Raw genomic sequence first — 26,584 nt, forward strand, 5'->3', positions numbered from 1 at the left:
TGAAACCGCTCAGCGCCGATGGTAGTGTGGGGTCTCCCCATGCGAGAGTAGGTCATCGTCAGGCACTTATTCAGAAACCCCAGCTTCGAAAGAGGCTGGGGTTTCGTCGTTTGGGGGTCTCCCATGGAGCGTAGCGGAACGCCGCCCGCCGGAGCCCGGCGCCCGGAGCGCCGGCCGGATCATCGTCAGGCACTTATTCAGAAAAGCCCCGATCATCATCAGATGGTCGGGGTTTTTCATATTGGGATCTTATCAACTAAAAAGCTCCGGCTCGCAAGAGACCGGAGCTTTTTAGTCATGATGGGCCGGGGGCCCGGCCCATATCGTCCTAGCAGAGTGTCTCCAGGGCCTCGATCAGGTGATTCATCTCGTCTTCGGTGCCGATGGAGATACGCAGGAAGTCACGCAGCGCCTCGGTATTGAAGTGACGCACCAGTATGCCCCGCTCGCGCAGCCCGACGAATAGCTGGGCGGCATCCTGTTCCGGGTGCCGGGTCAGCAGGAAGTTGGTCTGGGAGGGCAGTACCTCGAAGCCCAGCCTTTCCAGGCGCTGGCGGGTGCGCTCCCGGGTGGTGATTACCTTCTCGCGACAGGCCTCGAAGTGCGCCTTGTCCTCCAGGGCGGCGATGCCCGCGGCGCTGGCCAGCATATCGATGGGGTAGGAGTTGAAGGAGTTCTTGACCCGCTCCAGTCCCTCGATCAGTTCCCGGGAGCCGATGGCGTAGCCCAGGCGCAGGCCGGCCAGGCTACGGGACTTGGAGAAGGTGCCGGTGACCAGCAGGTTGGGGTAGTCATCCACCAGGGGCACGGCGCTCTCGCCGCCGAAATCCACATAGGCCTCGTCCACCAGCACCACGCAGTCGGTGACGCGCTCGAGCAGCCCGGCGATGGCCTCGCGGGAGTGGCCGTGGCCGGTGGGGGCATTGGGGTTGGCGAAGGCGATGCCGCCGCTATCGGCGGGCAGGGCCTCCAGGGGGACTCGCCAGGCGTCATCCAGGGCCAGGGTGCGATAGTCGATGCCGTAGAGACGGCAGTAGACCGGATAGAAGCTGTAGGTGATGGCCGGCAGGCCCAGGGGGCGTGGCTGGCAGAAGAAGGCCTGGAAGGCCAGGGCCAGCACCTCGTCGGAGCCATTGCCGACGAAGACCTGAGCGGCCTCGACGCCGTGCTCCCGGGCCAGGGCCTCGCGCAGTGCGCTAGAGTCGGGATCGGGGTAGAGGCGCAGATGGTTGGTGGGGAAGTCGCGCAGCACCTCGCCGACGCCCGGTGCCGGGGGGTAGGGGTTCTCGTTGGTGTTCAGCTTGATCAGCTGTTCACGGGGCTGCTCGCCGGGAACATAGGGCGTCAGCTCCCGCACCGCGGGGCTCCATAGCTTGCTCATGGTCTCTCGCATCGACTGGATAATAGAGTCCCGTCATGTTGACCCCGGCGCTTCCCCGGCGCAAGCCACCGACGTGTTAATCTGGCGCGGCTGATACAGGAGCCTGGAATGATCGCCAAGATTCTCGCCACCCTGCTGCCGGTCTTCCTGATCGCCGGCTGCGGGGCCCTCTATGGCCGTTTTCGCACCCCGGACATCCGTGGCCTCAATACCCTCAACATGGAGCTCTTCGTGCCCTTGCTGGTGTTCGCCGTGCTGGCGGATGGCCAGGCGCCCCTGGAGGAGTATGCGGGGCTCGCCCTGGCGGCGGTGGTGGTGGTGCTCGGCTCGGGGCTGCTGCTGTGGCCGGTGGCGCGCTGGTTGAAGATGGACACCAAGACCTTTCTGCCGCCGATGATGTTCAATAACGCCGGCAACATGGGGGTGCCGCTGATGGTACTGGCCTTCGGCGAGGCGGCGCTGCCGGCGGCGGTAGTGGTCTTTATCATCGAGATGCTGCTGCACTTCTCGGTAGGGCTCTATCTGCTCAATCCCGGCACGCCGCTATGGCGATTGCTGCGCCTGCCCATCGTCGGGGCCAGCCTCGCCGGACTGGCGGTCAACCTGAGTGGCATGATGCTACCGGAGTGGCTCCTGGAGGCCATGCACCTGCTGGGGGGCGTGTGCATCCCGCTGATGCTCTTCGCCCTGGGCGTGCGGATGCTGGATATCGATCTGCGTGACTGGCGTACCGGCCTGCTGGGGGCCCTGCTCTGTCCGTTGAGCGGCCTGGTACTGGCGGCACCGATGGTCTGGTGGTTGGGCCTGACGGGGCTCCAGGCCGCGGTGCTCTGGGTCTTCGCTGCCCTGCCGCCGGCGGTGCTCAACTACCTGGTGGCGGAGCAGTATCGCCAGGAGCCGCAGCGGGTGGCCTCCCTGGTGCTGGTGGGCAACCTGGGCAGCCTGGTGGTCATGCCCCTGGTGCTGGCGGCGGTCTTTGCCTATGTCGTGCCCGGCTAGTCGCCGCGCTCCTCCAGGCGCGTCAGCTGGCGGTCGAGCTTGCCCATCAGGTGCAGCAGGTCGCGGTATTCGCCGGTGGAGAGGGTACTGACCAGTTCCGCCTCCCAGTCATGGGCCAGGGGGATCAGCTCGTCCAGCAGTGCCTGGCCCTCGGCGGTCAGGTGCAGGAAGTGCACTCGCTGGTCTTCGGCCGAAGGGGTGCGGTGGATCAGGCCGCGGTTCTCCAGCGCCTGGATGGCCCGGGAGATCCGTGCCTTGTCCATGCCGGTGTACTGGCCCACCTTCTTGGCCGTCAGGGTGTCGCAGTGGCTGAGCCAGGCCAGGATCCGCCACTCGGCCACCTTGATGCCGAATCGCTCTTCATAAATGCGTGCCAGGGCCTGGCTGATGCGGTCGGCCAGGCTATTGAGGCGGTAGGGCAGGAACTGGTTGAGATCGAGCTCGGTCTTGGCGGGGGCCGGATCATGCACAGAGGGGTGCGGGTCGTGATCGGTGGTCATGGAGTCTCTCGGTCGCCGCCCTGGTGGGGGAAGAATGCGTGATTATCCTACCCCAGCGTCGCGTCAGACTCTATATGGCCACTGGCGAGTGGCCGTCCCGGGCTGTCGATGTCGCGCCGATACCGTTATGCTTGGGGAATCACCCTTGTTTCACCACGATTTTTTACCCGTGAGGAGGATGCTCATGCGAACCCCGATGATGCTGGCCGGTGCGGCGCTTGCCCTCACCCTGGCTGGCTGTGCCGCCGGACCGATGGAACCGCAGAACGGCGTTGGCCTCGCCGAGGGCGAAACCGCCTACCAGGGCTCATTGCCATGCCGCAACTGCGCCGGCATCGACCTGGATGTGCGACTCCAGGGGGAGGAGCGTTCCAGCATGGAAGCACGCACCTTCACGCTCCAGGCCAGTTACCGTGAGCACCCCCAGAATCCGCCGGATGAAAACTATGCCGGTAACTGGGAAGTGCTCAGTGGTACCGCTACCGATCCAGATGCCACCGTCTATGAGCTGACGCCGGATGGTGAGGGGCAGATCTACTATTTCCTCAAGCTCGACGAGCAGACCCTGGAGCTGATCGATCCCCAGCGTCGCCGTTTCCAGAACAGCGACATGCTGCGCCTGCGCCGTCTCTAAGAGGGGCCGGTGTCTGAAGAGTGCGGGGCGGCCTGAGGGCCGCCCCGCGTCGTTGCATTCCCGGGGAGTCGAGAAGAGAGAAAGGCGAAATGTCCAAGGCGGCAAGGTAAAGGGTGCCTTCGTGTGCATCGAGTGTAGTGACGAATACAGCCAGTGGCGGGGGCAGTGCCGCGAATAGTGGGGAGGCAAGATGGCCAAGGCGTCAAGGTAAAGGGTGCCTTCGTGTGCATCGAGTGAAGGGTGCCTTCGTGTGTATCGAGTGTAGTGATGAATATAGCCAGTGGCGGGGGCAGTGCCGCGAATAGTGGGGAGGCAAGATGGCCAAGGCGAAGAGTGCCTTCGTGTGCACCGAGTGCGGTGCCGAGTACAGCAAGTGGCAGGGTCAGTGCGGCAGCTGCCGCGAGTGGAATACCCTGAGTGAGGTGCGCCTGGCGCCGGCGCGCCCCGGTGCCCCGGCGGCGGCGACCACCGGACGCAGCGGCTATGCGGGGGTGACCTCCCGGGAGGTGGTGGATCTCTCGGCGGTGGACCTCTCCGAGGTGCCGCGCCTCTCTTCCACCTTCGATGAGTTCGACCGGGTCCTGGGGGGCGGCCTGGTGCCGGGCTCCGCGGTGCTGCTGGGCGGGCACCCCGGCGCCGGCAAGTCGACCCTGCTGCTGCAGACCGCCTGCAAGCTGGCCCAGGGGCGTCGGGTGCTCTATGTCACCGGCGAGGAGTCGCTCTCCCAGGTAGCAATGCGCGCCCATCGCCTGCAGCTGCCCACCCAGGGGCTCAAGATGCTGGCCGAGACCAGCGTCGAGACCATCCTCGCGGTGGCCGAGCGGGAGCGCCCCGAGATCCTGGTGATCGACTCCATCCAGACCATGCATCTGGAGGATATCTCCTCGGCCCCGGGGGGCGTGGCCCAGGTGCGCGAGTCCGCCGCGGCCCTGACCCGCTTCGCCAAGGGCTCCAATACCGTGCTGCTGCTGGTGGGCCATGTCACCAAGGATGGTTCCCTGGCCGGCCCCAAGGTGCTGGAGCACATGATCGATGCCTCCCTGCTGCTGGAAGGCGGCGCCGACTCACGCTTTCGCACCCTGCGCGGGCAGAAGAACCGCTTCGGCGCGGTCAATGAGCTCGGCGTCTTCGCCATGCTCGAGCACGGCCTCAAGGAGGTGAAGAACCCCAGCGCCATCTTCCTCTCCCGGGGCGAGGAGCAGAGCCCCGGCAGCCTGGTGATGGTGGTCTGGGAGGGCACCCGGCCGATCCTCGTCGAGGTCCAGGCGCTGCTCGACGACTCGCCCCTGGGCAATCCGCGACGCGTCGCCGTGGGCCTGGATGCCAACCGCCTGGCCATGCTGCTGGCGGTGCTGCATCGCCATGGCGGCCTCTTCACCGGCGACCAGGACGTCTTCCTCAACGTGGTGGGCGGCGTCAAGGTACTGGAGACCAGCGCCGACCTGGCGGTGCTGCTGGCGGTGGTCTCCAGCCTCCAGGGGCGGGCCCTGGCCAAGGAACTGGTGGTCTTTGGTGAGGTGGGCCTCTCCGGCGAGATCCGCCCGGTGCCCAGCGGCCAGGAGCGCATCGTCGAGGCGGCCAAGCACGGCTTTACCCGGGCCATCGTGCCCCGCGGCAATGCCCCCAAGCAGGCCCCGCCGGGGATGGAAGTGGTCGCCGTGGATAAGCTGAGCGAGGCCCTGGAGGCGTTATAGCTTCTTTCAGGAATGCTAGGGGGAGCTGGGGGCAGGGTGGAGCGGGGTTTTTTGACCAAGGATGGCAAAAGTAGCGCCCAGGGAGGGGTTCACAGCGCCCCGCGATGGCCTGTCCCCAGGGTAGCCCCGGGCCTCCGAGGAGAAAGCATGCTAGTTGCGATAGCCCTGATAGTGCCCCGGCGCCGCTATAACTGCCCCCGGCGAGCCGCTAGAATTGACCCAAAGCCTGCTAGGAGAACGAGATGAGTGCCATCCGCCTGACCCAGTACAGCCACGGCGCCGGCTGCGGCTGCAAGATCGCCCCCAACGTCCTCGATGGCATTCTCGCCAAGGCCGGCCCCGGGGCCAGCCATGCCCGGCTGATCGTCGGCAACGAGGGGCGCGAGGACGCCGCCGTCTACGACCTGGGGGATGGCCGCGGGATGATCGCCACCACCGACTTCTTCATGCCCATCGTCGATGATCCCTTCGATTTCGGACGCATCGCCGCCACCAACGCCATCAGCGACGTCTATGCCATGGGCGGCACTCCGGTGATGGCCCTCGGCATCCTCGGCTGGCCCCTGGACAAGCTGGGGCCGGAGATCGCCGGCGATGTGGTGGCCGGGGCCCAGGCGGTATGTCGCGAACTGGGCCTGGCGCTGGCCGGCGGCCACTCCATCGATGCCCCGGAGCCGATCTTCGGCCTGGCGGTCAACGGCCTGGTCGATCTTGCGCACCTCAAGCTCAACAAGGGCGCCCAGGTGGGTGACCTGCTCTATCTGACCAAGCCGTTGGGGGTGGGCATGCTGACCACCGCCGAGAAGAAAGGGTTGCTGGCGGCGGGTCACCAGGGGCTGGCCCGCCAGACCATGCTCCAGGCCAATGCCATCGGCGCCGAGCTGGCCCGGGTCAAGGGGGTGCATGCCATGACCGATGTCACCGGCTTTGGCCTGGCCGGCCACCTGGTGGAGGTGTGCCAGGCCAGTGGCGTCGCCGCGCGCCTCGATTTCAAGAAGCTGCCGCGGCTGGCCGAGGCCGAGGGATACCGTCGCCAGGGCGCCGTGCCCGGCGGTACCGGGCGCAATCGCCAGGCCCTGGGGGCCAGCCTGCCGGAGATGGACGAGGCCCACTGGCAGTGGCTCTGTGATCCCCAGACCTCCGGTGGCCTGCTGCTCTCCGTCCACCCCTCCTGGGCCGACGACGTGGAGCGGATCGGTCGCGCCCACGAGCTGAGCCTGACCCCCTTCGGCGAGGTGATCGCGGCCCGGGGCGAGGCACGCATCGAGGTACGAGGGTGAGTCTGCCGCTGATCGAGCCGAGCCTCGAGCTGCTGCGCCAGGGGCGGGTATTGATCGATGTGCGTGCCCCGGTGGAGTTCGCCCAGGGCGCCCTGCCCGGCGCTGTCAACCTGCCGCTGATGGATGACGAGGAGCGTCATCGGGTCGGCATCGAATACAAGCAGCGCGGCCAGGAGGCGGCCATCGTCCTCGGCCAGCGGCTGGTCTCCGGCGGCATCAAGGCGGCGCGGGTCGAGGCCTGGACGGCCCTGCTGGCGGCGCACCCGGATGCCATCGTCTACTGCTTCCGGGGCGGGCTGCGCTCGCAGATCGCCCAGCAGTGGCTGCTGGAGGCGGGCCTCGAGCGGCCGCGCATTCGCGGCGGCTGGAAGGCGATGCGCCAGGCCCTCTGCGCGCGCATCGAGGCCGCCGCCGAGCGCCCCCTGCTGGTGGTGGGCGGGCTCACCGGCTGTGCCAAGACCACCCTGATCCAGGCCCTGGACAATGGCCTGGACCTCGAGGCCTGTGCCCGTCACAAGGGCTCGGCCTTCGGTCGCCATCCGCTGCCGGCGCCCTCCCAGATCGACTTCGAGCACGCCATGGGGCTGCGCCTGCTGGAGATCGACGGCGGCAGCGTGGTGGAGGACGAGTCACGGCATATCGGCGCCGCCAATATTCCCCTGAGCTTCTGGCGCGCCATGGAGCGGGCGCCGCGGCTGCGAGTGGAAATGCCCCTGGACTGGCGCCTCGAGCAGATCCGCAAGGACTATATCGACGACCTCTGGACGCTCTATCGCGCCCAGTACGGCGACTGGCTGGGCTGGGCGCTGATGCGGAAGCAATTGGCCACCGCCCTGGGGCGGCTCAGGAAGCGCCTGGGCCATGCCCGGCTGGCGCGCCTGCAGCGCCTCCAGGCCTTGGCCTTCCGCGAACACGAGCGCGGCGATGCCCGGGCCCACGAGGCCTGGCTGGCGCCGCTGCTCACCGAATACTACGACCCCCTCTATCGCCACCAGCTCGACAAGCAGGACAAGACCTTCCTGCATGTGGGCGACTGGGAGAGCTGCCTGGCGGCGGCCCGGGAGTGGGGCCGAGAGAACGTTAGCGGCTAAGCCACTGCGCCAGCAGCCGATCCAGCAGCGCCGCCTGGCGGTCGAAGCGCCTGGGCTCGGCGAGAATCGCCTCCGCTGTCTGGAGGTGGGTCGTCGGGCTCGAAGAGGCGGCGAAGGCCGTCGGGCTCAGGGCCAGCATGGCGGCGGCGCTCTGGGCGGTGCTCTCCAGGTGGCACTGCAGGCCGACCACCCGACCGCCATCCCAGGCGAAGCCCTGAAGCGGTCCGGCCGGGGTGGCGCCCAGGGGCAGGGCCTCCTCCGGCAGCCCGAAGATACGGCTCTGCCAGAGGAAGGCCTCGAAGCGCTCCGGCAGGTCGAAGGGGCTTTCCGGGGCCAGCGTCAGGGGGTGCCAGCCCACCTCCGGGTAGGTGCCCCGGGAGACGGTGGCACCCAGGGCCCGGGCGATCAGCCGCGCGCCCAGGCCGATGCCCAGCAGCGGCTTGCCGCCCTTCAGGGCGCGCTCGACCAGCTTGCGCTCCCGGGCCAGTTCCGGGGCATCCTCCGACTGGGGGCCGTCGAGCAGGACCAGGGCGTCACAGTCCGCCAGCCGTGGCAGGGCCTCGTCCAGGTGGCAGACGTTGTGGCTATGGCCCATGCCGTTCAGCCAGTCCTTGAGGCGCGCCGGCCCCAGGCTGGCATGGTGTTGCAGGAAGTAGATATGCATAGGAGTCCAGGGTGACGAAAATGCGGCCGCCGCACCAGGGGGCGAGTCGCCGGGAGGCGATCTATACCATAGTGGCGGCGATTCCGCCCGGGCGGGTGACCAGCTATGGGCGCATCGCCACCCTGGCGGAGGGGTTGACCCCGCGCCTGGTGGCGCGGGCCCTGGGCGAGCTGCCCGCCGGTCACGGCCTGCCCTGGCAGCGGGTGATCCGCAGCGACCGACGCCTCGCCGCGCACCCCGGGGCGGCTTGCCAGCGGGCCCTGCTGGAGGGCGAGGGCATCGACTTCGACGATCGGGGCCGAGTCCCCGAGCGCTTCTTCTGGCCCTGAGGGGCGATTGACCGAATAAGGATGGTGTATGAGTGATGCCAACGGCGGCTTTCGGCCGCGCCTGCGTGCCCTGGATCGTCGCCAGGGGCTGGCCTTCATGGCGGCCCTGGCGGAGCGCCTGGCCCCCAATTATGGTCTCTATGCCGAGGCCACGGGCCAGGGTGACCCGGTGGCCCTGCGGGTGGTACGGGACCTGATCTGGGAGGCGCTGCTGGTCAGGGAGGCGCGCATCGACTTCGAGCGCCAGGCCGAGAAGCTCGCCGAGCTGGAGCCCCCCGCCGAGGACGAGAGCTTCGGGGCGCGGCGTGCCCTGGAGGCGGTGATGGCCCTGGCGGCCTGTCTCGACAGCCTCAGGGGCGAGGCACCGGAGGCGGTACTCGAGGTGAGCGAGCTCTCCCGAAGTGGCGTTCAGGCCTTGATCGAGCTGACCGAGGGAGAGGAGGATGCCCAGCGCCTGGCGGCGCTGATTCGTCAGCACCCCTTGATGGATGACGAGCACGACTTCCAGGCGGCGGTGCTGGAGGCGGTGGAGGCCCCCCTGGATCGGGAGGCCCTCAAGGCGTTGCGCCGGCTGGGCCGTAACGAAGGGGTCAGTAATCTGGGGTTGTCACTGGATCAGGGCTGAGAAGGAGCTGAGCCTAGAAGCTGACGCCCAGGGTCACCATGGCCCCGGCGGTGCCGAAGACGATCAGGTCGGCGTCCAGGCGTTCCCAGCGCACGCCGACGCTGGGCAGCAGGGCCGGGGCGATGCCGTAGCGATTGAAGGGGATCTTGTCGCGAAACTCCCCCTTGTAGCCGCGGATCAGCCCGCCGGTCAGCTTGCCGCGCACCTCCAGGGTGTCGCTGGGCTGCCAGAAGGGAAACTCTCGGCCGGCGTAGAAGTACCAGGTAGGCTGGTCGAAGGAGTTCTTGAACCAGGCGGTGCCGGCGAACCAGCGGGCGCTGTCGTGGACCTCCACGCCGATCAGGTCCTGCTGGTTGTTGTGATCGTCCCGGGGGCTGAAATGGGTGGTATAGAGGCTGGTTTGCAGGCGGGTGCGCTCGTACTCCAGGCTCGGCATGGCCAGAGCCTGGCCACCCGTCAGCAGCAGGGTGGCGAGCAGCATGCCCGCCGCGATTCTCGGTCGTTCACTCCATGAACGTTGCATGGTGACTCCAGGGAAGGTCAGAGACGCATCTCGATGCCGTGTTCGGCCATGAAGTGCTTGGCTTCGGGGATGCTGTACTCGCCGAAGTGGAAGATGCTGGCGGCCAGCACGGCGTCGGCGCCGCCCCGGGTCACCCCCTCCACCAGGTGGGCCAGGTTGCCTACCCCGCCGGAGGCGATCACCGGCACGCTCACCGCGTCCGAGATGGCCCGGGTCACCCCCAGGTCGAAGCCGGCCTTGGTGCCGTCACGATCCATGCTGGTCAGCAGCAGCTCGCCGGCGCCGTACTCCACCATTTTCCTGGCCCATTCCACCGCATCCAGGCCGGTGGGGCGGCGCCCGCCATGGGTGAAGATCTCCCAGCGCGGCGCCTCGTCCTCCGCGGAGACCCGCTTGGCATCGATGGCCACCACGATGCACTGGCTGCCGAAGCGCTCGGTGGCCTCGCGGACGAACTCCGGGTCGGTCACCGCCGCGGTATTGATGGAGACCTTGTCGGCCCCGGCATTGAGCATGGTGCGGATATCGTCGCAGCTGCGGATGCCGCCGCCCACGGTGAGCGGGATGAACACCTCGCCGGCGATGCGCTCGACCATCTCCACGGTGGTGTCGCGGCCCTCGTGGCTGGCGGTGATGTCGAGGAAGGTGATCTCGTCGGCGCCCTGCTGGTTGTAGCGCTTGGCGATCTCCACCGGATCGCCGGCATCACGGATGCCGACGAAGTTGACGCCCTTGACCACCCGGCCGGCGTCCACGTCGAGGCAGGGGATAATGCGCTTGGCGAGTGCCATGGTTCAGCTCCTGGCCTGGGTGAGTTGATCGCCCAGCTCGTCACACAGACGCTGGGCCTCGGCGAGATCCAGGCTGCCCTCGTAGATGGCGCGTCCGGTGATGGCCCCCAGGATGCCGTCGCCGGCCACCGCGCCGAGGGCGCGGATATCGTCCAGGTTGGTGACGCCGCCGGAGGCGATGACCGGCAGGCCGCTCTCCCGCGCCAGGGCGGCGGTGGCCTCGACGTTGACGCCGTTCATCATGCCGTCCCGGGCGATGTCGGTGTAGACGATGCTGGAGACGCCATCATCGGCGAAGCGCTTGGCCAGGTCGCTGGCCTTGACTTCGGAGACCTCGGCCCAGCCGTCGGTGGCGACGAAGCCGTCCCGGGCGTCGAGGCCGACGATCACGTGGCCGGGGAAGGCGCGACACATCTCGGTAACGAAGGCCGGCTCCTTGACCGCCTTGGTGCCGATGATCACGTAGGAGACCCCGGCGTCCAGGTAGTGCTCGATGGTGGCGGCGCTGCGGATGCCGCCACCGATCTGGATCGGCAGCTCCGGGTAGGCACGGGCGATGGCGGTCACCGCCTCGCCGTTGACCGGGGTGCCCTCGAAGGCGCCGTTGAGGTCGACCAGGTGCAGGCGGCGGGCGCCGGCCTCGACCCAGCGAGCGGCCATGGCCACCGGGTCATCGCCATAGGTGGTGGAGTCGTCCATGCGGCCCTGCTTGAGCCGCACGCACTGGCCGTCCTTGAGATCGATGGCGGGAATTACCAGCATGTCGTGTCCTCGTGGCGCCCTGGGGCGCGAGTGTTAGCGTTGATCATGGCGCGATGCCCGGGTGCCTCAGGGCTCCCAGGTCACGAAATTTTCCAGCAGGCGCAGGCCGGCACTGGCGCTCTTCTCGGGATGGAACTGCACCGCGAAGACCGGCCCACGACCGATGGCCACATGGGCCTTGACGCTGCCGTAGTCGGTGGTGCCGAACACCGTGTCGTCCTCGGCGGCGTCCACATAGTAGCTGTGCACGAAGTAGAAGCGCTCGCCGCTCTCGATACCGGCCCACAGGGGGTGTTCGTGGTGCTGGTCGACCCGGTTCCAGCCCATGTGCGGCACCTTGAGGCGCTCGCCCTGGGCGTCGTGCATATCGGCCGGGAAACGCCTGACCCGGCCGGGGAGGTGGCCCAGGCAGGCCACGCCGCCGTTCTCCTCGCTCTCGTCGAGGAGCATCTGCTGGCCGACGCAGATCCCCAGCAGCGGCTTGTCCGCCTCCGCCAGCAGCTCCTGCACCAGCCCCTTGACCTGGCTGCGCTCCAGCTCGCCCATGCAGTCGCGGATGGCGCCCTGGCCCGGCAGCACCAAACGAGTGGCGCCGCGAATGCAGCGCGCATCCCGGGTGATGATGACGTTCTCCTGGGTGACATGCTCCAGCGCCTTGGCGACCGAATGCAGATTGCCCATTCCGTAGTCGATAACGGCGATGGTCATGAAACACTCCTCGGCAAGTGGGCGATGGGACTCACAGGCAGCCCTTGGTGGAGGGCATCTGGCCGGCCATGCGGGGATCCTCGGCCACCGCCATGCGCAGGGCGCGGCCGAAGGCCTTGAAGATGGTCTCCGCCTGGTGGTGGGCATTGAAGCCCTTGAGATTGTCGATATGCAGGGTCACCTGGGCATGATTGACGAAGCCCTGGAAGAACTCCCAGAACAGCTGGGTATCCAGGCGGCCGATGCTGGCGCGGGTGAATTCCACGTCCATGAACAGCCCCGGGCGCCCGGAGAAGTCCACCACCACCCGCGAGAGGGCCTCGTCCAGGGGCACATAGGCGTGGCCATAGCGGTAGATGCCGCGCTTGTCGCCGATCGCCTTGGCGAAGGCCTGGCCCAGGGTGATGCCCAGGTCCTCCACGGTGTGGTGGTCGTCGATATGCAGGTCGCCCACCGCCTTGATCTGCAGGTCGATCAGGCCGTGGCGCGCCACCTGGTCGAGCATATGGTCGAGGAAGGGCACACCGGTCTCGCACTCGAGCCGACCCTGGCCATCGAGGTTCACGCTCACCGTGATCTGGGTCTCCTGGGTATCACGGGACACCGTGGCGATACGCTCGGACATGACGACTGAACTCCTGCGCTGGGCGCATGCATGGAAACGATAGGGCAGGGCCCCCGCGAGAGCGGGTCCCCTGTCGAGCCCTCCATTATAGAGAATCGCCCCCCCCATCCGCTACAATGCCAGGCATCGATGGGCGGCCGGAGCCGCCGCTCCGGCCCATGGAGACAGCACATGCCGGTTACCCTTCACAGGGTCGATCACGCCACCTGGGCGGCGGATGCCCAGGTGGCCCTCGACCTCTCGCGTATCTATGCCGACGCGCCGGCGCAGCGCCTGCCGCTGCCCGCCGATGACTACATTCGCCAACACCTGGAGTCCCGCGGGACCTTCTGCTGTGCCCGTTTCAACGACCGCCTGCTGGGCGCCGTGGCGGTCATGGAAGACCCCGAGGCCTGGTGGCTGGCCAATATCTGCGTGCGCAAGACGACCCGCCGTCGCGGCGTGGGCTCCCGCCTGCTGGCCCTGGTGGGGGAGGCCGCCAACCGCGAGGGACGGGTGCTGCGCATCGCCAGCGAGACCCTGACCCTGGACGATCAACTGTTGCTGTCGCGACTGGGCTATCGCCCCGCGACGGATGGTCGTTACTTCCAGTTCGAGCCGCCGGCCACGGGAGGTACCCCATGAGAGCCTTGCTGCGAGCCCTGCTGGCGGTGGTCGGCGTGCTGGGGCTGGTGATGGTGGCGGCGGTGATCTACGTCACCACCTTCTTCGACCCCAATGACCTCAAGCCGCGGCTGATTCAGGTGGTGCGCGACCAGAGCGGCCTGGAGCTGGCCCTGGAGGGGCCCCTGAGCTGGTCCTTCTACCCTCGCCTGGGGGTCAGCGTCTCCGAGGCCGAGGCCTGGCTGCCGGAGCAGGCGCTGGAGGAAGAGCCCTTCGTGGCCTTTGCCCAGGCCGAGGTGAGCCTCGCCTTCACGCCCCTGCTGCGTGGCATGATCGCTATCGAGGGACTGACCCTGGATGGCATGCGCCTCAACCTGGAACGTGATGCCGAGGGGCGTGGCAACTGGGAGACCCTGCTGGAACGCCTCGACGGAGAGGAGGCCGCCGAGCGGGTGCTGGCCCCGGCCGCCGCCGGCGTCGCCCCGGGGGAGGCCGGCATGGCGGTGGCCCTCAATATCGCCAGTGTCCAGCTGCGTGATGGCCGGGTCCGCTTCGAGGACCATCAGCAGGGGCTGCACCTCTATGCCGAGGCATTGCAGATCACCGGTACCCAGGTCAATCCGAGTCGCGCCTTCCCGCTGCGTAGCGGCTTTACCCTGCGTACCTATCCCCAGGACCACGACGACGAGACGCCGCCCCTCTATACCAGCGAAGTGGGCTTCGATGGTCGAGTGCGCCTGGGCCTCGCCGATGGCCGCTATCGTCTGGAGGATGCCAGCCTGACCACCCGCACCGAACTGGCCGAGCTCGCCGGTCACCGCCAGCGCCTCGACCTGAGGCTGGCGGAGCTGGTCGCCGAGCCGGCCCAGGGACGCTACAGCGCCGAGGGTGGGCAGCTGGAACTGGGACTCTCCCACCCCGAACTGGGCGCCTCGCCGCTCTCCTTGAGCCTGGGCTTCGTCGCCGATGCCGACCTGGGAACCCAGGAAATCATGCTCCGCGACCTGCAACTGGAGGGCCCCGACGGCCTGCGCCTCAATGGCAACCTGACCGCCAGCCAGGTGCTGGAGTCGCCCCGCTACACCGGCCAGGTGCGCCTCGCGCCGCTGTCATTGCGCCCCTGGCTGAACCGCTTCGACCTCCTGCCCGAGACCCGGGATGACAATGTCTTCGCCGATGTGGCCCTGACCAGTCCGCTGCGTGGCGATCCCTCGCGACTCGAGCTGACCAACCTGACCCTGGTGCTGGATGGGGCCACCTTCACCGGCCGCCTGGGGGCCCAGTTGGATGGTTCGGCACTCGGTTTCGAGCTGCAGGGTGACCGCTTCGATCTCGACCGCTACCTGCCTCCCGATACCGTCGGCGAGGCCCAGGCCGCATTGCCCGGGGTGTCGGCGGCCCATGCCGAAGGCGAGGAGGCCGGGGGCCTGTCGCTGGAGTGGCTGCAAGGCCTGAGCCTCGACGGGCAACTGGCTCTGGGGCAGCTCAAGGCCTTCGCCCTGGAACTCGACGAGGTGCGCCTGGCGCTGGCCGGGGAAGGTCAGCGGCATCGCCTGGAGCGCCTGGAGGCGCGCCTCTACGATGGCACCCTGGAGGCCAGCGGCGCCCTCGATCAGAGCGAATCGCCGGTGCGCTGGTCCCTGACCCCGCAGCTGGCGCGGGTTCAGGTTGCACCGGTCTATCGCGCCCTGCTGGACGAGGCGTCGCCACTGCGTGGTCGTCTCAGCCTGGAGGGAGAACTCACCACCCGAGGCGAGCGTATCGAGCGCTGGCCCAATCACCTCAATGGGCAGCTGGCGCTGCGCATCCAGGATGGCGCCATGCTCGACGTCAATGTCTCCCGGGAGATGTGCGAGCTGGTGGCGGCCCTGGAAGGACGCCAGAGCGAGCGTCAGTGGAGCGACGACACCCGCTTCGAACGCATCCAGGCGAGCCTGACCATCCGCGATGGCGTGGTGCACAACGACGACCTGGATATCGCCGTGCCGGGCATCGCCCTGGGTGGCGAGGGGGAGCTCAACCTGGTGACCCGGCGCTTCGATTATGCCGCCCGGGCGCGTTTCGTGGATGGCGCCGACGCCGCCTGCCCGGTCAATCCGCGCCTCGAGCGGGTGCCGCTGCCGGTGCGCTGCGTCGGTAGCCTGGACGAGGCCCCCGGCGACTGGTGTGGTTTCGACCGCTCGGCGTTCCGCCAGGTGGTGGGCGAGCTGGTGCGCGACGAAGCCACCGAGCGGGCCTCCCGAGAGGTGGAGCGTCGGCTGGATGACGCCACTCGCCGCCTCGAGGAGCGCCTCGGTGAAGGTGCCGGCGAGGAACTTCGCGACACCCTGCGGGGTCTATTCAACTGAGCATCAGAAAGCCAGTCCCTGCGCCGACCCCGTGTCGGCGCTTTTTTATGCGTGACAGCCCATGACCGACGAGCAGACCGTGTCCCCCATTCTCTCTTCCGACGAATTCCAGCGTCGCCTGCTGGCCTGGTTCGATGCCCATGGCCGCAAGCAATTGCCCTGGCAGCAGGACAAGACCCCCTACCGGGTCTGGGTCTCGGAGATCATGCTGCAGCAGACCCAGGTGGCCACGGTGATCCCCTACTACGAGCGCTTCATGGCACGCTTCCCGACGGTGGAAGCCCTGGCCGAGGCCCCCCAGGACGAGGTGCTCCACCTGTGGACCGGGCTCGGCTACTACGCCCGGGCACGCAACCTGCATCAGGCCGCCCGAGTGGTGGCCAGCGAGCACGGTGGCGACTTTCCGGTACATAGCCTGGAGGCCATGGCCGACCTGCCGGGCATCGGGCCTTCCACCGCCGGAGCCATCATCGCCATCAGCACCGGACGCCGGGCGGTGATCCTCGACGGCAACGTCAAGCGCTCCCTGACCCGGCTGCATGCTCTGCCCGGCTGGCCGGGGCGCAGCGCCGTGGAACGCCGCCTCTGGGCCCTGGCGGAGCATTACACCCCCGAGACGCGGCTCCCCGATTACACCCAGGCGATGATGGACCTGGGCGCCACCCTGTGCCGGCGCGGCCAGCCCGACTGCGGGCGCTGCCCCTTCGATGACGTCTGCCTGGCCCATGCCCGGGGCGAGGAGCAACGCTTCCCCGAGGCCAAGCCGAAGAAGGCGACGCCGGTGCGTGCCACCCAGATGCTGCTGCTGCGCGACGCCGAGGGGCGGGTACTGCTCCGGCAGCGTCCCCCCACGGGGTTGTGGGGCGGGCTCTGGTGCTTTCCCCAGTTCGAGGAAGAGGCGGCCCTGCTGGCCTGGCTCGACAGCCATGCGCCCGGGGCCGAGCTGGAGCTCCCCTGGTCCTCCTTCACCCATGTCTTCAGCCACTTTCGTCTCGAGATCACGCCGCGTCCGGCGCGTACCCGGCGGCTGGCGGCGGTGACAGAACCGGGCAGCCTCTGGTACAACCCCCGACAACCGGCCAGCGTGGGCCTGGCGGCGCCGGTCAAGGCGCTGCTGGACACCCTCGGCGATGACTTGCTGGCCTGACCCCAAGCAGGAGAGACCCCATGACCCAGACCGTGATGTGCCGCAAGTACCAGCAGGAGCTGGAAGCCCTGCCCTTTCCACCGCTACCCGGCAAGAAGGGCCAGGAGATCCAGGCCAGTGTCTCCAAGCGGGCCTGGGAGGAGTGGCAGGCCCTGCAGACCCGTCTGATCAACGAGAAGCACCTCAATATGCTCGACCCGGGGGCGCGGGCCTACCTGATGGAACAGATGGAGCGCTTCCTCGATAACCGCGACACCGACCAGGCGGAGGGCTATGTGCCCCCCTCGAACTAGGTCGCCAAGGTTCTGAAAGAAAAAGGCTTGACCCGGAGAAAGCTTTCTAGTTAAATACGTCTCCGTTGGCAGGGGCCAGATAGCTCAGTCGGTAGAGCAGGGGATTGAAAATCCCCGTGTCGGGGGTTCGATTCCCTCTCTGGCCACCACGCTGCTGGGGTATCGCCAAGTGGTAAGGCACCGGTTTTTGGTATCGGCATTCCCAGGTTCGAATCCTGGTACCCCAGCCATTCGCCAACCCAGTTTCTCGTAGCACCGTGTGTAAGGTGCAGGATTGCAAGGCAGTGCCCACGCCGGCATAGCTCAGTTGGTAGAGCAACTGACTTGTAATCAGTAGGTCCCGGGTTCGACTCCTGGTGCCGGCACCAACGAAATTGCAATCCCATCAAGACCTTATGCACATCAGGAGAGTCGCCCACGAGGCGGCTTTTTTGTGCTTGTCCACCGCCTTTCCACAAGGCGTCCACCGTCCGCTCGGGCGGACTTGAAAGCCGCTTCCGGTGCCCCTACCTCGATAACGTCGTGCCCCGGAAGGCCGGCACACTCTCGGCACTTCACCGTACTGCCGGACTGAACCTGAGACCCCGATCACAAGCCTCTGGAGGTGATTTGGATGTCAGTACAGACCGCATCCCGTACCGTTCATGCCCCCCTGAACCAGCATCAGGACCCCTATCCCACCCGCCTGGCGCGGCCCCTCGACATGCCCTGGCTGAAGCGCCAGGAGCCGGTGGTCAAGGGGCGCCACCTGGCGGGCCCCCTCGGCGCGGCCGAGCTCGACGAGTTCGAGGAGAAGGGCTTTCTCTTCGAACCGGACTTCCTCGACGCCGAGGAGGTCGAGGCGCTGCGCGCAGAGCTGAGCGCCCTGCTGGCCCGGGACGACTTCCGTGGCAAGGAGTTCGCCGTGACCGAACCCCATAGCCAGGAGGTCCGCTCGCTGTTCGCGGTGCACTGTCTCTCCGAGCGGCTCCGGCGCCTGGCGGAGGACCCGCGCCTCACCCGGCGGGTGGCGCAGATCCTCGGCGGCGAGGCCTATGTGCACCAGTCGCGGATCAACTACAAGCCGGGCTTCGAGGGCCAGGGCTTCGCCTGGCACTCCGACTTCGAGACCTGGCACGCCGAGGATGGCATGCCGGCCATGCAGGCGGTCAGCGCCTCCATCGTGCTCACCGAGAACCACGCCTTCAATGGCCCGCTGATGCTGATCCCCGGCTCCCATCGGGTCTTCGTGCCCTGCCTGGGGGAGACGCCGGAGGCGCATCACAAGCAGTCCCTCAAGCAGCAGCGCTTCGGCGTGCCGGGACGCGAGGCCCTGAGCCGATTGATCGAGCGGGGTGGCATCGAGGCTCCCACCGGGGCCGCCGGCGGCCTGCTGCTCTTCGACTGCAATGTGCTGCACGGCTCCAATGCCAATATGTCACCGGACCCGCGCAGCAACGTCTTCTTCGTCTATAACCGGTGCGATAACGCCTGCGTGGCGCCCTATGCGGCAAAGCGTCGCCGCCCCGAGTTCCTGGCCCACCGCCCGGACGGCCGCTGGCGCCCCTGAGGGCCAGGGGGCGTCCGGCATGCACGATTCCCGGGCGTCCCTGCCTGGCTCCTGGGCGCCGGGGGCGCTGGATTCGAGGCCTTTCTGGGGTAGACTGTTAGGCTTATCGATAAAGCGGCGCTGCAGACGCCGCCGTTTCTTTGCCAGGAGACTCATCGCCCATGCGCTTCGTTCCACGCTTTACCGATGGCCAGGATTTTCCCAACGCGCTCGGCAAGATCGTCTGCGTCGGCCGCAACTATGTGGACCACGCCAAGGAGCTGGACAACCCGGTACCCAGCGAACCGCTGCTGTTCATCAAGCCGTCCACCAGCGCCGTGGCGCTGGACGAGCCCATCGACGCCCCCTTCTCCCGGGGCGAGGTCCATTTCGAGACCGAGCTGGCGCTGCTGATCGGCGAGACCCTCACCGATGCCACCGCCTCCGAGGCGGAGCGTGGCGTGGCGGGAATCGGCCTGGCCCTGGACCTCACCCTGCGTGACGTCCAGACGCGCCTCAAGGAGCAGGGCCACCCCTGGGAGATCGCCAAGGCCTTCGACGGCGCCTGCCCGCTGTCGAATTTCCTGCGCCTGGAGCGGGTGCCCAACTGGAGCGCCCTGGCCTTCAGCCTGGATATCGACGGCGAGCGTCGCCAGAGCGGCGAGGGCGCCGACATGATCTTCCCGGTGGCCACCCTGCTGGCGGAGATCAGCCGCCACTTCACCCTGGAGCCGGGGGACGTGGTGATCACCGGCACCCCCGCCGGGGTCGGCGAACTGCCCAAGGGCAGTGAGCTGCACTTTACCCTGACCGGTGGTCTGGAAGTGGTGACCCGGGTCGTCGACTAGGCCGGCCGTCGCCGCAATAGACAGAGGCCCCGCAGCGCTGCTGCGGGGCCTCTGTCGTTAGCGGTCGGGCGAAGGGCCTACTCCAGGTAGGTATAGCCCTCGAGGCCCGCCGAGAGATCCTCCAGGAAGGCCTCGCGCTCGCTGGTCTCCAGGCCGCTGGCCGCCAGCTGGCCGGCCAGGTGGCGGCGCAGCACCTCGGTATCGAAGTTCACGTGGCGCAGCACCTGGGCCACCGTATCGCCGTGGATCGCCTCGGAGAGCACCCAGTCGCCATCGGCGTCCAGGGCGGCATCCACCGAGTCGGTATCGCCGAAGAGGTTGTGCAGGTCGCCGAGGATTTCCTGGTAGGCCCCCACCAGGAAGAAGCCCATCAGCTTCTCCTCGTCGTCGGCCCACTCCGGCAGCGGCAGGGTGGTCTCCACCCCCTCGCCGTCCACGTAGTTGTCGATGCGGCCATCGCTGTCGCAGGTGATGTCCTGGACCACGGCGCGGCGGGTCGGCTCCCGGTCCAGGCCGCTCAGCGGCAGCACCGGGAAGATCTGGCGGATGCCCCAGACATCGGGCACCGACTGGAACAGCGAGAAGTTGACGAACAGCTTGTCGGCGAGCTTCTCGGCCAGCTCATCGAGGATCTCCCGATGGGCCCGGTTGCGGGTGTTGAGGCGCTCGCGCAGGCGCTCGCAGGCGGCGAAATAGACCGCCTCGCCCTCGGCCCGGGCCTCGATGCCGGCCAGGCCCATCACGAAGCGGTCCTGCAGCTCGGCGATGGCCTGCACCAGGTCGTGGTAGGCCTCCACCAGGCCGCGGGGCTCGCGCATCGCCTCCAGGCGATCATGCACCCGGCGCAGCTCGTCCACCTGGGGGTCGCCCTCGACCCGCGGTGCCGGCGCCCGGGTGGGGGTACGCTCTTCGCCGATCACGTCGGCGATCAGCACCGCGTGGTGGGCGGTCAGGGCGCGTCCCGATTCGCTGATCAGGTGGGGATGGGGCAGGCCCTGGTCCTCGCAGGCCTGGCGGAAGGCCCAGACCACGTTGCTGGCGTACTCGCGCATGGAGTAGTTGATGGAGAACTCGCTGCGCGAGCGGGTACCCTCGTAGTCGATGCCCAGGCCGCCGCCCACGTCCACGGTATCCACCGGGGCGCCCAGTTCCCGCAGGCTCTGGTAGAAGCGCGCGCATTCGCGCAGGCCGCGCTGGATATCGCGGATATTGGCGATCTGCGAGCCCAGGTGGAAGTGCACCAGCTGCAGGCTGTCCAGGGCGTTGCTCCGTTCCAGGCGCTCCACCACGCCGAGCACCTGGCTGGCGGTGAGGCCGAACTTGGACTTCTCGCCACCGGTGTCCTGCCACTTGCCACGCCCCACCGAGGCGAGGCGGGCGCGCAGGCCGATGCGCGGCTTGACCTTCAGGCGCTCGGCCTCCTCGAGGATGATGTCCAGCTCGGAGAACTTCTCCACCACCAGATAGACCCGATGGCCGAGTTTCTCGCCCATCAGTGCCAGGCGCACGTACTCGCGGTCCTTGTAACCGTTGCAGACGATCAGCGAGGAGCCGTCCCCGGAGAGCGCCAGTACCGCCAGCAGCTCCGGCTTGCTGCCCGCCTCCAGGCCGACCCGGCCGTGGCCGCGCTCCTGGGTGGCGAGGATCTCTTCCACCACCCGGCGCTGCTGGTTGACCTTGATCGGATAGACGGCGGTATAGCCGCCATCGTACTGCTCCTCGCGCATGGCGTGGTCGAAGGCGGCGCAGAGCTGCTCGACCCGGTCATGCAGGATGTCGGTGAAGCGCACCAGCACCGGCAGGCGCAGGCCCGCCTCGCGCAGCTGGCTCACCAGGCCGCGCAGCGGCAGGGCCGGGCCCTCGATCTCGCTGCCCAGGGGGCGGACCAGGGCCTGGCCGGCATCGTCCACATCGAAATAGCCGCTGCCCCACTGGTCGATATTGTAGGTGCGGCGCGCCTTGGCGGCGGGTGAGGTCATGGCTGGCTCCGTTCGGGGAGTGGCAGGGCGCCATGCTGGATGCGCTCCAGCAGGATGGTACGAAACTGCTGCGGGTCGTGGGGCGTCAGGTCGTGGGCCGGCGGGTCCACATAGACCACCAGCAGCCGCGACAGCCAGTAGCGCAGGGCGGTGAGGCGCAGCATCATCGGCCACACCTTGTGCTCCTCGTCGCTGAGCGGGCGGCGGGCCTGGTAGGCGCCGAGCAGCGCCGCGTAGCGGTCCGCGTCCAGGCGACCCTGGGCGTCGCAGGCCCAGTCGTTGATGACGATGGCCAGGTCGAAGAGCAGGTCGCCGGTGCAGCCGTTGTAGAAATCGATCAGCCCACCCAGCCGGTCCCCCTCGAAGAGGGTGTTGTCGCGGAAGAGGTCGCCGTGCAGGGCCCCCTGGGGCAGGTTCGAGGCGTCGCCGAAGACCCCCTGGTAGGTCTCCACCTCGTCCTTCATCAGCGCCTGGTCCTCCGGCGACAGGTAGACCAGCACCCGATGGTGCATGGCGACCAGCCAGTTCAGGTCACGGGGATTGGGTCGATGCCCCGGGAAGTGGCGGGAGACCGCATGCATATGACCCAGGGCATCGCCCAGGGCCCGGCACTGGGCCAGGTTGGGGGCCTTGGGGTGCTTGCCGGGCAGGCGCGGGAAGAGCAGCGCCGGCTTGCCGGCCAGGCTCTGCAGGGCGGTGCCGTCGCGATCGTGCAAGGGCCCCGGGACCGGCAGGCGGTGCTCGTCCAGGTAGTCGAGGAGCTCGACGAAGAAGGGCAACTCCTCGTGCTCGCCCTGCTCGAAGAGGGTCAGCACCAGCTCACGGCGATCCGTGGTGACGAAGTAGGTGGTGTTCTCGGTGCCGCCGGCCACGCCCTCGAGTCGGGTCAGGGTGCCGGCATCGAAGCGTTCCAGAAAGTCTGCGACCTGAGTCTCGCTCAGCGGGGTGAATACGGCCATGAGTCTCTCGCCCGGATTATCAGGCCGCCTATTGTACTCGCTTGCCCGGGTGATGCATCCCTGCTGATAGGGCTCTCGAGGCTATCTCAGCCAGTACACTTTCCTGCTCTGAGGCCCGGGGCTACCCTGAGGGCAGGCCGTCGCGGGGCGCTGTAAACCCCTCCCTGGGCGCTACTTTTGCCCTGCGGCGCTCTCGCATCCTGCTCCGCTTGCAGGACCGGGGCTGGCCATCCCTGGCCAACCCGTTCGGAGCATGCTCCTCACCCCTGGCAAAAAACCCCCGCTCCATCCTGCCCCCAGCGCCCCTTAGCTATTCCAACGGCGGTCGCTCGGGTACCGCCCTTAACGCTCCTGCACCCAGGCGGGAATCTGCGAGCCGTTGCCGGCCTGGCGCTGGAAATTGCCGTCGCCGTTGCGATCCACCAGGAAGTAGTGCTCGCCCTGGGCGGGGCGTACCTCGATGGCATAGAGCCGGCCGTTGAGGCGGTATTCGCGCACCGTGCGCTGGGCCTCCTGGCGCTCGGTGATCTGCGGTGTCTGGGCCGTGACGCTACCCGAGGCGAGAAACGTGGCGAGCAGGGCGGCAAGTCCCAGGGCGAGGAGCGGGCGAGGCGATGGCATGGCGACCTCCGAGGTTAAGAAACGCCGTTCGTAGTATAGGACCCCGGCCTGGCCAGGGGAATTCCCCACGCGACGGCGTCCCGGCCTGACGGAACCGTCGCCGCTGCGTATCATGGGGCCACGATATTGCCGCCGCAACTGGATACTCCGCTCATGGCCAAGCCCCCCATCGTTCTCGTCGACGGTTCCTCCTACCTCTACCGCGCCTTCCATGCCCTGCCGCCCCTGACCACCTCCAGGGGCCAGCCCAGTGGCGCGGTCAAGGGCGTGCTCAACATGCTCAAGAGCCTGATCAAGGAGTACCCGGACAGCCCCATGGCGGTGGTCTTCGATGCCAAGGGCAAGACCTTTCGCGACGACCTCTACGCCGAGTACAAGGCCCAGCGCCCGCCCATGCCCGACGACCTGCGTGCCCAGGTGGCGCCGCTCCACGACTGCATTCGCGCCCTGGGGTTGCCGCTGCTGTGCATCGAGGGGGTCGAGGCGGACGACGTCATCGGTACCCTGGCCCGTCACGCCACCGAGGCCGGCCGCGACGCGGTGATCTCCACCGGCGACAAGGACATGGCCCAGCTGGTCAATGCGCATATCACCCTGGTCAATACCATGAAGGGGGAGACCCTCGACGAGGCCGGGGTGGAGGCGAAGTTCGGCCTGCCTCCCTCGCTGATCATCGACTTCCTGGCCCTGATGGGCGACAAGGTGGATAACATTCCCGGGGTGCCCGGAGTCGGCGAGAAGACCGCCCTCGGCCTGCTGCAGGGCATGGGCGGCGGCCTGGAGGCGATCTACGCCGATCTCGAGCGGGTCGCCACCCTGGGCTTCCGCGGCGCCAAGACCCTGCCCAAGAAGCTCGAGGCGAATCGCGATCAGGCCTTCCTCTCCTACCAGCTGGCCACCATCAAGACCGACTGCGAGCTGCCGGTGGGCCTCGACGACCTGGATATCGCCCACCCGGATCGGGAGCGCCTGGTGGCGCTCTACCGGGAGCTGGAGTTCAAGACCTGGCTGGCGGAGCTGCTCGAGGGCAGGGACGCGGGCGTCGATGACGTGGCCACGGGCAGCTCGGCCCCGGAAGCGGGCGAGGCCGCTCCGACGAGCCCCGAGCGCCGGGACAGCGTGATTCTCGAGCAGGCCGATTTCGACGCCTGGCTGGCACGCCTCGAGGCCGCCGAGGCCTTCTGCTTCGATCTGGAGACCACCAGCCTCGACTATATGCAGGCGGAGATCGTCGGGGTGGGGCTGGCGCTGGAAGCCGGAGAGGCGGCCTATATCCCGCTGGCCCACGACTACCTGGACGCCCCGGCCCAGCTCGACCGCCAGGCGGTGCTGGCCGCCCTCAAGCCGCTCTGGGAGGACCCCGCCAAGGGCAAGATCGGCCAGAACCTCAAGTACGACATCTCGGTGCTGGCCAACTACGCGATCCGCGTGGTGGGTCCCCTGACCGACACCATGCTGGAGTCCTATGTGCTGGACTCCACCGCCACCCGCCACGACATGGACTCCCTGGCCCTGAAGTACCTGGGCGAGAAGACCACCTCCTTCGAGGAGATCGCCGGCAAGGGCGCCAAGCAGCTCACCTTCAACCAGATCGCCCTGGAGCAGGCGGCGCCCTACGCCTGCGAGGACGTGGACATCACCCTGCGCCTGCACCAGACCCTGCGCCCGCGTCTGGAGGCGGAGGGGCGCCTGGCCGAGGTGCTCGATACGCTGGAGCGCCCCCTGATCCCGGTGCTGTCGCGCATGGAGCGCCATGGCGTGGCCCTGGACGCCCAGCGCCTGCACGAGCAGAGCCGGGAACTGGCCACGCGCATCCAGGCCCTGGAAGCCGAGGCTTACGAGCTCGCCGGCCGCGAGTTCAACCTGAGCTCCCCCAAGCAGCTGGGGCAGATCCTCTTCGAGGAGCAGAAGATCCCGGTGCTCAAGAAGACCCCCAAGGGGGCCCCCTCCACCGCCGAGGCGGTGCTCGAGGAGCTGGCGCTGGACTACCCGCTGCCCAAGGTGATCATGCAGCACCGCGGCCTGGCCAAGCTGCGCTCCACCTACACCGATAAGCTGCCGCGGCTGGTCAACCCGGCCACCGGGCGGCTGCATACCAGCTACCACCAGGCGGTCACCGCCACCGGGCGGCTTTCCTCCAGTGACCCCAACCTGCAGAACATCCCCATCCGCACGGAAGAGGGGCGCAAGATCCGCCAGGCCTTCGTGGCGCGCCCCGGCTACCGCATCGTCGCCGCCGACTATTCGCAGATCGAGCTGCGCATCATGGCGCACCTCTCCGAGGATGCGGGGTTGTTGAAGGCCTTCGCCGAGGGGCAGGACATCCACGCCGCCACCGCCGCCGAGGTGTTCGGGGTGCCCCTGGACAAGGTCACCCCGGACCAGCGGCGCAGCGCCAAGGCGATCAACTTCGGGCTGATCTACGGCATGAGCGCCTGGGGCCTGTCGCGCCAGCTGCACCTGGAGCGCAACCAGGCGCAGACCTATATCGAGCGCTACTTCGACCGCTACCCCGGGGTGGCCCGCTATATGGAGCGCATCCGTGCCCAGGCCGCCGAGGAGGGCTACGTCGAGACCGTCTTCGGCCGGCGCCTCTACCTGCCGGAGATCCATGCCCAGAACCGGGCCCGTCGCCAGGGCGCCGAGCGCACCGCCATCAATGCCCCCATGCAGGGTACCGCCGCGGATATCATCAAGCGCGCCATGATCGACGTGGACGCCTGGCTGCGGCAGGCCGAGGACGTCGACGCCTGGATGGTGATGCAGGTCCACGACGAACTGGTCTTCGAGGTGGCCGAGGCCCAGGTGGAGGACTTCATCGCGGCGGTGAAGGCGCGCATGACCGAGGCCGCCGAGCTGCGCGTGCCGCTGATCGTCGAGGCCGAGAGCGGCGCCAACTGGGACGAGGCCCACTAGGATGAGCCTGACCGGGGGGAGGCCGACGGAAGGGAGCTCCGCCCTGGCGATCGTGATCCCGGTGCTCGACGAGGCCGAGGCCCTGCCGGGGCTGCTGGCCGCCCTGGTCGAGTATCGCCACGCCGGCGACGAGGTCCTGGTGGTGGATGGCGGTAGCCGGGACGCGAGTCCGGCCCTGGCACGGGCCGGCGGGGCGACCCTGATCGTGTCGCCCCGGGGCCGTGCCGTTCAGATGAACGCCGGCGCCGCGGCGGCCACGGCGCCCCGGTTGCTCTTCCTGCATGCCGATACCCGCCTCCCCGAGGGTGGCCGCGCCGCCCTGCTGGCGGCCCTGGATAAGCGGGAGTGGGGGCGCTTCGATGTGCGGATCGAGGGTCGGCATCCGTTGCTGCGCTGGGTGGCCTGGCTGATGAACCGGCGCTCCCGGCTGACCGGCATCGCCACCGGCGACCAGGCGATCTTCGTCACCCGGGCGGCTTTCGACGCCGTGGGGGGCTTCCCGGATCAGCCGCTGATGGAGGATATCGAGCTCTCCCGGCGCCTCAGGCGTCGCGGCCGACCGCGCTGCCTGCGCCTGACGGTCACCACCTCCGGGCGGCGCTGGGAGCGGCGCGGGGTCTGGCGCACCATCCTGCTGATGTGGCGGCTGCGCCTGGCCTACTGGCTGGGCGCCAGCCCCGAGGCCCTGGCGCGGCGCTATCGTTGAGGGCACCGACCCAGGATCGCCCCGTAACTG

26 protein-coding genes and 3 tRNA genes are annotated in these 26,584 nt (G+C 68.2%); 18 read left to right on the plus strand and 11 right to left on the minus strand.

Features of this window, described 5'->3' with window-relative positions:
• Positions 1–328: 328 nt before the first annotated feature.
• Entirely contained in the window at positions 329–1,381 is a 1,053-nt protein-coding gene (gene hisC / locus IHD13_RS09520; RefSeq protein WP_195860812.1) for a histidinol-phosphate transaminase, read from the minus strand.
• Positions 1,382–1,489: 108 nt separating this feature from the next.
• On the opposite strand from hisC, the gene IHD13_RS09525 reads away from it, so the two are divergent.
• Positions 1,490–2,380 (plus strand): AEC family transporter, encoded by an 891-nt coding sequence (locus IHD13_RS09525; protein ID WP_195860813.1) that lies wholly within the window; start codon positions 1,490–1,492, stop codon positions 2,378–2,380.
• On the opposite strand, the gene IHD13_RS09530 is transcribed toward IHD13_RS09525, so the two are convergent.
• Positions 2,377–2,880: a MarR family winged helix-turn-helix transcriptional regulator gene (locus IHD13_RS09530; RefSeq protein ID WP_195860814.1), complete on the minus strand. Its 504-nt coding sequence runs from the start codon at positions 2,878–2,880 to the stop codon at positions 2,377–2,379. The genes IHD13_RS09525 and IHD13_RS09530 overlap by 4 nt on opposite strands.
• Positions 2,881–3,064: 184 nt before the next feature.
• On the opposite strand from IHD13_RS09530, the gene IHD13_RS09535 reads away from it, so the two are divergent.
• From IHD13_RS09535 to mnmH, 4 genes are all read left to right on the plus strand, one after another.
• Complete coding sequence (locus IHD13_RS09535; protein WP_195860815.1) at positions 3,065–3,514, plus strand: copper resistance protein NlpE N-terminal domain-containing protein; 450 nt, start codon at positions 3,065–3,067, stop codon at positions 3,512–3,514.
• Positions 3,515–3,831: 317 nt separating this feature from the next.
• Positions 3,832–5,208 carry a DNA repair protein RadA gene (gene radA / locus IHD13_RS09540; protein ID WP_195860816.1) on the plus strand — a complete coding sequence of 459 codons (1,377 nt, stop codon included), beginning with the start codon at positions 3,832–3,834 and terminating at the stop codon, positions 5,206–5,208.
• 242 nt (positions 5,209–5,450) lie between these two features.
• Positions 5,451–6,488 carry a selenide, water dikinase SelD gene (gene selD / locus IHD13_RS09545; protein ID WP_195860817.1) on the plus strand — a complete coding sequence of 346 codons (1,038 nt, stop codon included), beginning with the start codon at positions 5,451–5,453 and terminating at the stop codon, positions 6,486–6,488.
• Positions 6,485–7,579, plus strand: a complete 1,095-nt coding sequence (gene mnmH, locus IHD13_RS09550) for a tRNA 2-selenouridine(34) synthase MnmH (protein WP_195860818.1) — start codon at positions 6,485–6,487, stop codon at positions 7,577–7,579. Before selD ends, mnmH begins: the two co-directional genes overlap by 4 nt.
• Here mnmH and IHD13_RS09555 read toward each other — a convergent pair.
• Positions 7,569–8,243, minus strand: a complete 675-nt coding sequence (locus tag IHD13_RS09555) for a type 1 glutamine amidotransferase (RefSeq protein WP_195860819.1) — start codon at positions 8,241–8,243, stop codon at positions 7,569–7,571. The two genes, mnmH and IHD13_RS09555, sit on opposite strands and share 11 nt — an antisense overlap.
• 20 nt (positions 8,244–8,263) lie before the next feature.
• Between IHD13_RS09555 and IHD13_RS09560 the strand changes: the two genes are divergently transcribed.
• Entirely contained in the window at positions 8,264–8,572 is a 309-nt protein-coding gene (locus IHD13_RS09560) for an MGMT family protein (protein WP_195860903.1), read from the plus strand.
• A gap of 28 nt (positions 8,573–8,600) precedes the next feature.
• Positions 8,601–9,197 (plus strand): YjaG family protein, encoded by a 597-nt coding sequence (locus IHD13_RS09565; RefSeq protein WP_195860820.1) that lies wholly within the window; start codon positions 8,601–8,603, stop codon positions 9,195–9,197.
• A 13-nt stretch (positions 9,198–9,210) separates the two neighbouring features.
• On the opposite strand, the gene IHD13_RS09570 is transcribed toward IHD13_RS09565, so the two are convergent.
• From IHD13_RS09570 to hisB, 5 genes are all read right to left on the minus strand, one after another.
• Entirely contained in the window at positions 9,211–9,720 is a 510-nt protein-coding gene (locus tag IHD13_RS09570) for a hypothetical protein (RefSeq protein ID WP_195860821.1), read from the minus strand.
• A 17-nt stretch (positions 9,721–9,737) separates the two neighbouring features.
• On the minus strand, positions 9,738–10,511 hold the full coding sequence (gene hisF / locus IHD13_RS09575; RefSeq protein ID WP_195860822.1) for an imidazole glycerol phosphate synthase subunit HisF: 774 nt from the start codon (positions 10,509–10,511) through the stop codon (positions 9,738–9,740).
• Positions 10,512–10,514: 3 nt separating this feature from the next.
• Positions 10,515–11,273 carry a 1-(5-phosphoribosyl)-5-[(5-phosphoribosylamino)methylideneamino]imidazole-4-carboxamide isomerase gene (gene hisA, locus IHD13_RS09580; protein WP_195860823.1) on the minus strand — a complete coding sequence of 253 codons (759 nt, stop codon included), beginning with the start codon at positions 11,271–11,273 and terminating at the stop codon, positions 10,515–10,517.
• A 66-nt stretch (positions 11,274–11,339) separates the two neighbouring features.
• Positions 11,340–11,981, minus strand: a complete 642-nt coding sequence (hisH, locus tag IHD13_RS09585; protein ID WP_195860824.1) for an imidazole glycerol phosphate synthase subunit HisH — start codon at positions 11,979–11,981, stop codon at positions 11,340–11,342.
• A gap of 31 nt (positions 11,982–12,012) precedes the next feature.
• A complete protein-coding gene (gene hisB / locus IHD13_RS09590) occupies positions 12,013–12,606 on the minus strand; it encodes an imidazoleglycerol-phosphate dehydratase HisB (RefSeq protein ID WP_195860825.1) in 594 nt (197 codons plus the stop codon).
• A 171-nt stretch (positions 12,607–12,777) separates the two neighbouring features.
• On the opposite strand from hisB, the gene IHD13_RS09595 reads away from it, so the two are divergent.
• The 9 genes from IHD13_RS09595 to IHD13_RS09635 all read left to right on the plus strand — a co-directional run bounded on the left by IHD13_RS09595 (position 12,778) and on the right by IHD13_RS09635 (position 19,373).
• Complete coding sequence (locus IHD13_RS09595; RefSeq protein WP_195860826.1) at positions 12,778–13,230, plus strand: acetyl-CoA sensor PanZ family protein; 453 nt, start codon at positions 12,778–12,780, stop codon at positions 13,228–13,230.
• Positions 13,227–15,557 (plus strand): AsmA family protein, encoded by a 2,331-nt coding sequence (locus IHD13_RS09600; protein WP_195860827.1) that lies wholly within the window; start codon positions 13,227–13,229, stop codon positions 15,555–15,557. The genes IHD13_RS09595 and IHD13_RS09600 overlap by 4 nt, the downstream gene beginning before the upstream one ends.
• A 61-nt stretch (positions 15,558–15,618) precedes the next feature.
• On the plus strand, positions 15,619–16,704 hold the full coding sequence (gene mutY / locus IHD13_RS09605; RefSeq protein WP_195860828.1) for an A/G-specific adenine glycosylase: 1,086 nt from the start codon (positions 15,619–15,621) through the stop codon (positions 16,702–16,704).
• A gap of 20 nt (positions 16,705–16,724) precedes the next feature.
• Positions 16,725–16,997, plus strand: a complete 273-nt coding sequence (locus IHD13_RS09610) for an oxidative damage protection protein (RefSeq protein WP_195860829.1) — start codon at positions 16,725–16,727, stop codon at positions 16,995–16,997.
• A 73-nt stretch (positions 16,998–17,070) separates the two neighbouring features.
• Positions 17,071–17,146: transfer RNA gene (locus IHD13_RS09615), tRNA-Phe, on the plus strand.
• A gap of 6 nt (positions 17,147–17,152) precedes the next feature.
• Positions 17,153–17,227, plus strand: a tRNA-Gln gene (locus IHD13_RS09620).
• Positions 17,228–17,289: 62 nt separating this feature from the next.
• Positions 17,290–17,365 (plus strand) — tRNA-Thr (locus IHD13_RS09625).
• 245 nt (positions 17,366–17,610) lie between these two features.
• Entirely contained in the window at positions 17,611–18,546 is a 936-nt protein-coding gene (thpD, locus tag IHD13_RS09630) for an ectoine hydroxylase (RefSeq protein WP_195860830.1), read from the plus strand.
• 161 nt (positions 18,547–18,707) lie between these two features.
• Entirely contained in the window at positions 18,708–19,373 is a 666-nt protein-coding gene (locus tag IHD13_RS09635) for a fumarylacetoacetate hydrolase family protein (protein WP_195860831.1), read from the plus strand.
• 77 nt (positions 19,374–19,450) lie between these two features.
• Here the strand turns inward: IHD13_RS09635 and speA are convergent, their stop codons facing one another.
• The 3 genes from speA to IHD13_RS09650 all read right to left on the minus strand — a co-directional run bounded on the left by speA (position 19,451) and on the right by IHD13_RS09650 (position 22,932).
• Complete coding sequence (speA, locus tag IHD13_RS09640) at positions 19,451–21,352, minus strand: biosynthetic arginine decarboxylase (RefSeq protein ID WP_195860832.1); 1,902 nt, start codon at positions 21,350–21,352, stop codon at positions 19,451–19,453.
• Positions 21,349–22,311, minus strand: a complete 963-nt coding sequence (locus tag IHD13_RS09645) for a homoserine kinase (protein ID WP_195860833.1) — start codon at positions 22,309–22,311, stop codon at positions 21,349–21,351. Before IHD13_RS09645 ends, speA begins: the two co-directional genes overlap by 4 nt.
• 342 nt (positions 22,312–22,653) lie before the next feature.
• Positions 22,654–22,932 carry a DUF2782 domain-containing protein gene (locus tag IHD13_RS09650; protein ID WP_195860834.1) on the minus strand — a complete coding sequence of 93 codons (279 nt, stop codon included), beginning with the start codon at positions 22,930–22,932 and terminating at the stop codon, positions 22,654–22,656.
• A gap of 153 nt (positions 22,933–23,085) precedes the next feature.
• Here IHD13_RS09650 and polA point away from each other — a divergent pair, with 153 nt between their 5' ends.
• Positions 23,086–25,848 carry a DNA polymerase I gene (gene polA, locus IHD13_RS09655; RefSeq protein WP_195860835.1) on the plus strand — a complete coding sequence of 921 codons (2,763 nt, stop codon included), beginning with the start codon at positions 23,086–23,088 and terminating at the stop codon, positions 25,846–25,848.
• Between the two features lies 1 nt (position 25,849).
• Entirely contained in the window at positions 25,850–26,554 is a 705-nt protein-coding gene (locus IHD13_RS09660; protein ID WP_195860836.1) for a TIGR04283 family arsenosugar biosynthesis glycosyltransferase, read from the plus strand.
• The last annotated feature ends 30 nt before the right edge of the window (positions 26,555–26,584 follow it).

This window comes from Halomonas sp. 328, from assembly GCF_015645095.1.
Taxonomy (GTDB): domain Bacteria; phylum Pseudomonadota; class Gammaproteobacteria; order Pseudomonadales; family Halomonadaceae; genus Bisbaumannia.